Raw genomic sequence first — 9,125 nt, 5'->3', positions numbered from 1 at the left:
AAAATGTAACGGAGGCGCCCAATGGTTGGCTCAGGCTGTTTGGAAATCAGCCATCGAGTGCAAGGGCATAAGCCAGCCTGACTGCGAGACCAACAAGTCGAGCAGAGACGAAAGTCGGGCCTAGTGATCCGGTGGTTCTGTATGGAAGGGCCATCGCTCAACGGATAAAAGGTACGCCGGGGATAACAGGCTGATCGCTGCCAAGAGTTCACATCGACGCAGCGGTTTGGCACCTCGATGTCGGCTCATCGCATCCTGGAGCTGTAGAAGGTTCCAAGGGTTGGGCTGTTCGCCCATTAAAGCGGTACGTGAGCTGGGTTCAGAACGTCGCGAGACAGTTCGGTCCCTATCTGGTGTGGGCGCAGGAAATTTGAGGGGGGCTGTCCCTAGTACGAGAGGACCGGGATGGACAAACCTCTTGTGTCCCAGTTGTCGCGCCAGCGGCACGGCTGGGTAGCGAAGTTTGGAAGCGATAACCGCTGAAAGCATCTAAGCGGGAAGCGCGCCCCGAGATAAGATTTCCCAAGGATGAAACGTGAGACAGCTACTCACGGTGAGTCCTATGAAGGGCCGCGGAAGACTACCGCGTTGATAGGTCGGAAGTGTAAGCACAGTAATGTGTTGAGCCTACCGATACTAATCGCCCGTTCGGCTTGACCATAATTTCTGCTCAGCATACAGCCTTTGCGGTCTGAAATCTTAAATTTGGGATTTCAGATGAGCATTCGACGTCGCACTATTCAGAAAGGCAGCAGGTGTTAGATGGCATCGTGCAGGTGGGGCAACCCCATGTTCGATCTGCCACATACCGCCTGCCTTGTAACGCTTTTCCGGCGATCATACCGGAGGGGTCACACCCGTTCCCATCCCGAACACGGTAGTTAAGCCCTCCAGGGCCCATGGTACTGCGCGGGTGACTGCGTGGGAGAGTAGGTCGTCGCCGGGATTAAATTCACAAAACGCCTCAGCCTCGTGCTGGGGCGTTTTTGTTTTTGCGGCTCTGGGCGCCGTACAATCCGAAGACCGTGGCGGGTGGGATCAGGGGCGCGCAAAGTTTGCGACGTTCGATGCAACTCCCGGGTCAAAGGAAGGTGGCGGGTATATACTGGACTCTACCGAAGAATCCAAAGGCGAAGTTCCAAGTGAAATATCCTGGTCAAGAATACAGGAGGCAATCGTGAAAATTGTAGTGATCGGCGGTACTGGACTCATTGGATCGAGGCTTGTCAGGAAGCTTCGTGAGCAGGGACAGAAGGTGGTGGCGGCATCACCCAGTTCAGGCGTCAACACTCTCACAGGCGAAGGGCTGGCCGAAGCGCTGAAAGATGCGGCGGTGGCCGTGGATGTAACGAACTCTCCTTCCTGGGAGGACGCGGCTGTGATGAATTTCTTCGAGACTTCAACCCGCAACCTCCTCACCTATGAAGCGGCCGCAGGCGTGGGACACCACGTGGCGCTGTCAGTGGTAGGGACCGATCGTCTGCTCGAAAGCGGTTTCTTCCGCGCAAAAATGGCTCAGGAGAACCTGATTAAAGATTCCTCAATCCCCTATTCGATTGTCCGCGCGACGCAGTTCTTCGAATTCGTCAAGGGCATCGCCGATTTTTCGACCGACGGCAACAAAGTATCCCTGCCCCACGCGCTTATCCAGCCGATGGCTGCCGAAGATGTCGCCAGTGCCGTCGGCCGGGTGGCGATGGGACCACCCGTAAAGGGCACCCTTGAAGTTGGAGGGCCGGAAAAGTTCCATCTCGATGAACTCGTCCGGCGGGCCCTGGCCGCATGGAACGACCCGCGCGAGGTTGTCACCGACCCTCACGCCCACTACTACGGCATCGAGGTGGAGGAGCGAACGCTCATTCCCGGCGATGATGCCCGGCTCGGCGAGACTCGTTTTGAAACCTGGCTCAGTCAGTCCGCTGCACAAACTCCGAATCAAGGCGTTCGTCGAGCGGGGAGCGGCTCTTGAATGCAACTCGGCATCGCGTGGTGATCGGCGGCGGCGGCTTCGGCGGGCTTTATGCGGCGCGAGCGTTAGCTGGAGCTCCGGTCACCGTAACTGTCATCGATAAACGGAACTACCACCTTTTCCGTCCCATGCTTTATCAGGTGGCCACCGGCCTGCTGTCTGCTGACGAAATTTCCGCGCCGCTGCGCTCGATCCTGAGCCGCCAGCCCAATGTCGAAGTGCTGATGGACGAAGTCATAGGCGTCGATGCCGACCAGCGAGTGGTTCGCCTGAAGCGACGCGCTGTGCCCTACGATTACCTCATCCTTGCCACCGGCATCCAATACAACTATTTCGGGCACGACGAGTGGCGGGAGGTTGCGCCCGGCCTCGAATCGCTCGACGACGCAGACCACATCCGAGGCAAGGTCCTGCTGGCATTCGAGCGAGCCGAAGCAATGGCCGCGATAGATCACGCCGATGCGGAGGCGGTACGGCAGCAACTCACATTCGTGCTGGTCGGCGCGGGCACGGTGGGTGTGGAAATGGCGGGCACGCTGGCGGAAATGTCGCGGATGGCGCTGTCACACGATTTTCGCCACATCGATCCACGCTCCGCGGAGATCCTCCTGTTCGAGGCGGCGCCGCGCGTTCTGCCCACCTTTCCCGAAAGCCTGTCAGCCAGGGCGCAGCAGCATCTTGAGAGCCTGGGAGTAAAGGTTTATACGAACACGCGTGTGACCAGCGTGGACGCCGATGGAATCGTTGCGGGTGGCCAGCGCATTCCCTCAAGCACGGTGCTGTGGGGAGCCGGCGTGCTGGCTTCGCCGGCGGGCCGCTGGCTGGGTGCGGCTATGGATAAATCGGGGAAAATCATCGTCAACTCCGATCTGTCAGTGCCGGGGCATCCCGACATTTTCGCGATTGGTGACACGGCCCACGTGGTTGCTCCGGCGCGAAATCTCGTGGGAATGAAATCTACAGACGCAATGGTCATGCCGGGCGTCGCGCAGCCCGCCATTCAAGAGGGGAGGTATGTGGCGGGCCTGATTCGGCGGCGTGTGGCCGGCCAGGCGGCGCCAAAACCCTTCTGGTATTGGGACAAGGGCGATCTTGCGATTGTGGGACGTACCTACGCTGTCGCCGATCTTCGCGAACTGCGCTTTGCAGGATTCCTGGCATGGCTTGTCTGGGCGGTTGTGCACATCTATTTCCTGGTTGGATTCACGAACCGGTTCTTCGTCGTATCGCAGTGGGCGATCGCGTTCCTGACAAAACGCCGGCGCGTGCGCGTCTTTCCCGCACAAGAACGCGCCGCGAAAGTCGCTTAGGGCGGGGGCATGGCGCGTACGCCCGGTTTTCAGCCTACAGGCAGCGAACACACGTGTTTCCAAAAAACTGTGCGACGGACTGCGGACGCTCACCGCGTGAAGAGGGCCGCGATGTGCTAAGATCACGGTGGCAAAAGGAGCTGCAATTTCTATGGCAATCAAACGCAAAGTCCGCCGGCCGGAACACCTCGCTGAAATCGATGAGGTAACAATCCGGTTACACATTGAACCTCTGGCGGAGGGCGGCTATGTTGCGACCAGCCGCGACGTGCCAGGCCTGGTGGCCGAGGGCCGCAGCCTCACAGAAACGGTTGAAATCGCACAGGGTCTGGCACGCAAGATTGCTGAATCCTGTCTCGAGCACGGGGATCCACTTCCAGCCATTGCCAGTGCTCCACGTTTGTAACTGATAACCCGGAACTCAGAAATATTCCCCTGCACAACTCATAACAGGTAAATGCCGTCGGGCCGTGTCATCTTTGGCTGACTCTGACCGGCGACCGTTGCCCCAGTTCAGAATTCATTGGTCATAATGCCCCGGCCTTCACAATTCACTTTCTACACGATATAGTTGGGGCTCGATTTCGTGATAATCGGCGACCGCACGCGTTGCAAGACCAACAATTTGGGCGCCAGCCGAGAGCGCAAATCTACGTCGGAGGCTTTCCATGGCGAATAGGCAGACACGCACCGTAACAGTCGGAGAATACATCGCCGAAGAGTTGGAAGCAGAAGCAAACCGCCTACCCCGAAGTCACGAAGAGCAAGCAGACATCCTGCGAAGGTCGGCGGCCATTATGCGTAAGCAGGGCAGCAGGAAGCAAGTGCGAATTTGGGAAGACACGGCCCAAACAACGTAGCGGCACGCGTTAGAGTCCGCGCTGTGTGGTGCAACATGTACACTACAATACGATACAAGTCCTACCGGTGCCCCTCATGTGGGAAGCATCTGGAATCCCGCGTCGTCACCTCGCCTCGGGTTGGCCAGGAGCTGGGGAACTGCCCGAAGTGCGGGTCCACTTTTCGAACGCCCGACAGGGAGTGGTCAAATATGACGAAAGGGGAGCGGCTCGGATACTTCTTTTCAGAATGGATCGTTGGGTTGCTCGGCGTTTCTGTCCTTTGCGGAGTTATTTTGAGCGAGGGCAGCCGCTGGGTGGGCGCGATCTGCGGGTTGCTGGCTGGCGTCGTCTTGTGTGCCCCTTCCTGGCTTCTAAAACTGCGGAGGGTACGGCAATCGAACCTACGGGCGGCAGTAAAGGAGAGCCGGTAGCCAGGCACCCAAGTTGTGCCGTCGGTTTTTGAGGATAGAACAACTGCAGGGGAGTTTTCAGTCATGGCTCCCTGACACATCGGACGGAAAACGCTCTCTGCTTCTCACCGTCGTTATGGCGATTGAGTGCGTGCCTGCCCTTGCCAAAGTTGTAAAACCACGCGGTACCCCCGCCGCTTTCAGTTGCCGTCCAGTAGAATCCATGCGCATCCAGCCGCGCAAATTGGCCGTCAAGCGAGCGGCCACCGCCGAAGACGGCATTGAATCCCGAGTTGCCTCCGAGGGCGAGCGCCTTGAATGTCAATTTACCTCTTTCCTGCGACTCCTCAAGCAGCCCACCGTAGTGCTCCGCCAGTTGCCGCCATTCGTCGTTCGTCGGCAACCGCCATCCATCTCCCAATAATTCGCATGCCTGCCGCGCTGACTCCCAGGTGTACAAACGGCCGTACCGGCGGCAATTCAGTTCGGCGTTGTCGTAACAGTAGGACGTTTCCGTCCTGAAGTTCAGATTCTGGGTGGTCCATCGTTTGCCGTCTGCCATCCGCCTGGAATGCAGCGAGCCGGACACTTCCTGGCTTTGCGCTGAAAGGCGTCCCGGGAGCGAGGTAACGGATCCGAACGTTATACCGAGCACGATCGATATGCTAAGAACTCGATTCAGCCTGATCTCGTGCCGGACGCTGTCCATGAGTCACTCCGCCGCGTTCCGAACCATTCCGGGCGAATGCCTTCAGTTACTACAACGGGACGGCGTGTTCTTTCACGTAGGCTTCAACTCGCGGATCGAGGTCGGCGCCGGCCGCGCCCGGCGGAATGTAGTGGAACACCTCAGCGTACTCAACGCCGTACATCGTTCCCAGCTCGCGGTTTACCCTCAAAACAAATTCCCTGATGTAGTTGCGATCAGCGGTGTCATCATTATTGCCCAGCAGGGGCAGGCGCAGATTTCGTCTGGCCAGGCTTGCGCGCAAGCGCGATCCAAGATGCCCGGCCGGACCTTGTGCCGTGTTGGCCCTGTTCGCTTCTATTTTTTTGTCGACCTGGGCGGTGATGTCCACCACGCGGGTGATCTCCGGCCGCCGCGCAAAATAGTATTTGTCCTGGACCTCTTTCGGCTGGAGGCCCGCTGCGAATTGCTCCGGATAATCATGCGCGCGGCCAGCCATCCAGCAGGCTGCTTCCACAGCTCTGGCCACCATATAATGGTCGGGATTCTCTTCGTCGTGCGCCCAAGGGTCCCAACAGATCACCGTATCCGCTTTGACCAGCCGGATGATAAGAATCAGCCGGCAGATCAGCTCGTTCAGGGAAATATCAGCCATGCGATGGTTGCTGTAATTCAGGTCAAAGCGCTGCTTGAAACCCAGGGCCTGCGCCACCTTTTCGTTGTCGTGCTCGTTGCGGAGCACGTTCTCGCCGATCGTTCCCGGTATGCCGAGCCCGGGCGAATCGCCCATATCATCGTTGGTGGCGCGCACCAGGTAACCCGTGTACCCCTCTTCGATGAGCTTAGCCACCGTACCGCCTGCTATCTGCGAGATGTCGTCCGCGTGCGCCTCGACTGCGAGGAGCACTTTCCCCTTGTGCGGCTGGCCGGGGACTGGGCGTTCAACATAAGGTTGCTGCCCCGGCTGCGTAACGGATGGCTGCGTCGCCCCCGCCATTGGCGCCAGCGCGCTTCCAGTGATCAGGTTGCCAAAGAATTTGCGTCGTAGCATGGGGCCAATTATACTCCTGTCGAGGCAGCCCATTACAAGCATCAAACGCATTGGAAGGAGTAAGAATGCCTCTGGAGAGGGTCCATGGACTATACGTACCAAGACATCGCGAAGATGATCGACCATTCCCTGTTGAATCCCGCGATGACAGCAAGCGAACTTGAACGGGGTTGCCGCCTGGCGCTCGATTACGACTGCGCGAGCGTCTGCGTCATGCCTTATGCCCTCCGCCGCTGCGCCGAAATTCTGCAGGGCAGCACGGTGAAGGCGGGCACGACCGTCGGCTTTCCGCACGGCGGCCACACCACGGTCACCAAAGTTGCAGAAGCCCTGAGCGCGTTGGACGACGGCGGCCAGGAACTCGACATGGTGGTAAACATCAGCAAAGTTCTGAGCGAGGATTGGGACTACGTGCGCCAGGACATCCACGCTGTGGTTGAGATAGCGCACGGTCGCGGGCAGAAGCTGAAGGTCATCTTCGAGAACTGCTATCTGCAGGACCATCACAAGATCAGGCTCTGCGAAATCTGTGGCGAACTGGGCGCCGACTGGGTGAAGACTTCAACCGGATACGGCACGGGCGGCGCGACCATCGAAGACCTGAAGCTGATGCGGCAGCATTCGCCGGCACGTGTGCAGGTGAAAGCCGCAGGAGGCGTCCGCACTCTTGACCATTTGCTGGAAATTCGCGCCCTCGGCGTGTCACGCGTCGGCGCCAGCCGCACCGCGGACATTCTGGACGAATGCAAGCGGCGGCTGGGTTAGGTTTAACAGTGTGTCGGCCGCGTTTCGTACTCCTTGAATTGGCCGTAGCTCCGACTTACTTAAGTTCCGCGAATCATCTGCTGTATACTGCTGAAAATGAAAGTAGATACTTCGCTTGACTCAGGATACCGCCGCAAAGGAAGTTTTCAAGGCCAGGAATCCGCCATGTCGTGAAGACGAGTGCCGTAAATACCAGTTGACGAGTGGAGAAGGGCGATGCTATTCTACCTACCGACTGGTCGGTATCTGTCAGCCGGGCGTTGAGGACCTGGCCCGAAAATAACAAGTTCGGGGTCTATTGGTTTATGACTAAAATCTTTTCAGGTTCAGAAATCCTGCTTGAAAGCCTCGTTCGGCAGAAAGTGGAAGTTATCTTCGGGCTGCCCGGGGGAGCCATCCTGCCGCTTTACGACGCCATGTACAGCGCAGGAATCCACCATCTGCTGGTTCGCCACGAACAGGCGGCGGCTTTTGCGGCCGATGGCTATGCGCGGGTGACGGGGAAGCCGGGCGTTTGCCTGGCGACTTCCGGCCCCGGCGCCACCAACATGATCACGGCCCTCACTTCATCTATGATGGACTCCATACCCGTGGTCGCGCTCACCGGCCAGGTTCCCGCCAACCTGATCGGCAAGGATGCCTTCCAGGAAGCCGACACCGTCGGGATCGCGCTGCCCATCACCAAGCGTGCCTTCCTGGTGAGGAAGGCGGCCGATATTCCTTATGTCATTCAGCAGGCGTTTGAAATTGCAGCTTCGGGGCGGCCGGGGCCGGTGCTGGTTGATCTGCCCAAGAGCGTGCTGATTGAGGCGACCGAGCCAATCTATCCGCCGCGCAGAGAGACCCATCGCGTCCACAAGCGCGGCGAGTGGACCCGTGAGCAGATGCAGCAGGCCTGCGAGATGATCCGGGCCAGCCAGCAGCCTGTGCTTTACGTGGGCGGAGGAGTGATTTCCGCAGATGCTTCGGATCTGCTGCGCGAGCTTGCCGAACTTACCCACATTCCGGTGACCACCACGCTGATGGGGCTGGGCAGCTTCCCTTCCCGGCATCCGCTGTCACTCGGAATGCTGGGCATGCACGGCTCCTACGCCACCAACACCGCGGTGACCAACAGCGACCTGTTAATTGCCCTGGGAGCACGCTTCGACGACCGCGTGACGGGGCGCATCAGCGGATTTGCCACTAATGCCAAAAAGATCCATTTTGACGTTGATCCTTCCGAGGTCAACAAGAACGTCAGTGTTGATCTGGCGCTGGTGGGTGACGCTCGAGAGACGCTGCAGGCCCTGATCGACGAATTTAAAAGGTCGGGGCACAAAACTGCAAAGGCCGAGCGCGAGCACTGGCTGAAACGGATTGATTCCTGGAGGGCCGAGCATCCGCTGGGTTATGACAGGTACACGAACATCGTCAAGCCGCAGTATGTGATTGAAACCCTCGCCGAGTTTGCCGAAGAAGACGCCATCGTCGCCGTGGACGTCGGCCAGCACCAGATGTGGGCGGCGCAGTTCTATGACTTCCACCATCCCCGCACATGGCTCTCATCGAGCGGCCTGGGAACCATGGGCTACGGCTTCCCCGCGGCGCTCGGCGCACAGATGGCCTATCCGGACCGCCAGGTGATCGCCGTTGTGGGCGATGGCGGGTTCCAGATGACCTTGAACGATCTGGCCACGATGGTCCAGTACCGCGTGCCGGTGAAGATCGTGGTGATCAACAACCGATCGCTCGGCATGGTGCGGCAGTGGCAGGAAATCTTTTTTGAGAAGCGCTACTGCGATATCGACCTGAATTTTTCGCCCGACTTCTCCAAGCTGGCCGAATCCTACGGCATCCGCGCCAGCCGCATCGAACACCAGGCGGACGTGAAAGATGCGGTCCGCGACCTTCTAAGCGACCGCGAGCCGCGCCTGATTGACTTCTGGGTGGACGCGGCCGAAAACTGCTATCCGATCGTCCCGCCCGGAGCCAGCATCGCGGAGATGGTGGTGGAACCGCCGCGGACGCTAATTGAAGAGGAAGTTCTGGATGATTTGTGGGCGGTGTAGGAGGCGGCCAACGGGCCCGCCTGTCATGCTGATGCCGCG

Annotated in this window: 8 protein-coding genes and 2 rRNA genes; 8 read left to right on the top strand and 2 right to left on the bottom strand. The window is 58.9% G+C overall.

The window, feature by feature from the left end; translation table 11 throughout:
- The 6 genes from VFQ24_09610 to VFQ24_09585 all read left to right on the top strand — a co-directional run.
- Window positions 1–661, top strand: a 23S ribosomal RNA gene (locus VFQ24_09610); the annotation flags it as partial.
- Between the two features lie 168 nt (window positions 662–829).
- Window positions 830–946: ribosomal RNA gene (gene rrf / locus VFQ24_09605) — 5S ribosomal RNA — on the top strand.
- Window positions 947–1,177: 231 nt separating this feature from the next.
- Complete coding sequence (locus VFQ24_09600) at window positions 1,178–1,969, top strand: SDR family oxidoreductase (GenBank protein ID HET9178595.1); 792 nt, start codon at window positions 1,178–1,180, stop codon at window positions 1,967–1,969.
- Window positions 1,966–3,279, top strand: a complete 1,314-nt coding sequence (locus VFQ24_09595; GenBank protein HET9178594.1) for an NAD(P)/FAD-dependent oxidoreductase — start codon at window positions 1,966–1,968, stop codon at window positions 3,277–3,279. Before VFQ24_09600 ends, VFQ24_09595 begins: the two co-directional genes overlap by 4 nt.
- 151 nt (window positions 3,280–3,430) lie before the next feature.
- Window positions 3,431–3,685 carry a type II toxin-antitoxin system HicB family antitoxin gene (locus VFQ24_09590; protein HET9178593.1) on the top strand — a complete coding sequence of 85 codons (255 nt, stop codon included), beginning with the start codon at window positions 3,431–3,433 and terminating at the stop codon, window positions 3,683–3,685.
- Window positions 3,686–4,330: 645 nt separating this feature from the next.
- Window positions 4,331–4,552, top strand: a complete 222-nt coding sequence (locus tag VFQ24_09585) for a hypothetical protein (protein HET9178592.1) — start codon at window positions 4,331–4,333, stop codon at window positions 4,550–4,552.
- 61 nt (window positions 4,553–4,613) lie between these two features.
- Here VFQ24_09585 and VFQ24_09580 read toward each other — a convergent pair whose 3' ends face one another.
- Together VFQ24_09580 and VFQ24_09575 are read right to left on the bottom strand one after the other, a co-directional pair.
- A complete protein-coding gene (locus tag VFQ24_09580; protein ID HET9178591.1) occupies window positions 4,614–5,240 on the bottom strand; it encodes an FISUMP domain-containing protein in 627 nt (208 codons plus the stop codon).
- A 49-nt stretch (window positions 5,241–5,289) separates the two neighbouring features.
- The gene (locus VFQ24_09575; protein HET9178590.1) at window positions 5,290–6,270 is read right to left on the bottom strand and encodes a PIG-L family deacetylase; all 981 of its coding nucleotides are present in this window, start codon (window positions 6,268–6,270) and stop codon (window positions 5,290–5,292) included.
- 84 nt (window positions 6,271–6,354) lie between these two features.
- On the opposite strand from VFQ24_09575, the gene deoC reads away from it, so the two are divergent.
- Window positions 6,355–7,035 carry a deoxyribose-phosphate aldolase gene (deoC, locus tag VFQ24_09570; protein ID HET9178589.1) on the top strand — a complete coding sequence of 227 codons (681 nt, stop codon included), beginning with the start codon at window positions 6,355–6,357 and terminating at the stop codon, window positions 7,033–7,035.
- Between the two features lie 203 nt (window positions 7,036–7,238).
- A complete protein-coding gene (ilvB, locus tag VFQ24_09565) occupies window positions 7,239–9,086 on the top strand; it encodes a biosynthetic-type acetolactate synthase large subunit (protein ID HET9178588.1) in 1,848 nt (615 codons plus the stop codon).
- The last annotated feature ends 39 nt before the right edge of the window (window positions 9,087–9,125 follow it).

This window comes from Terriglobia bacterium (assembly GCA_035712365.1).
Taxonomy (GTDB): Bacteria; Acidobacteriota; Terriglobia; order UBA7540; family UBA7540; genus SCRD01.
This window is presented reverse-complemented; position numbering and strand designations above follow the sequence as displayed.

Coding starts and splice junctions, on each gene's coding strand:
- VFQ24_09590 (HET9178593.1), top strand. CDS start 3,431: ATGGCAATCAAACGCAAAGTCCGCCGGCCGGAACACCTCGCTGAAATC.
- VFQ24_09585 (HET9178592.1), top strand. CDS start 4,331: ATGACGAAAGGGGAGCGGCTCGGATACTTCTTTTCAGAATGGATCGTT.
- VFQ24_09580 (HET9178591.1), bottom strand. CDS start 5,240: ATGGACAGCGTCCGGCACGAGATCAGGCTGAATCGAGTTCTTAGCATA.
- VFQ24_09575 (HET9178590.1), bottom strand. CDS start 6,270: ATGCTACGACGCAAATTCTTTGGCAACCTGATCACTGGAAGCGCGCTG.
- deoC (HET9178589.1), top strand. CDS start 6,355: ATGGACTATACGTACCAAGACATCGCGAAGATGATCGACCATTCCCTG.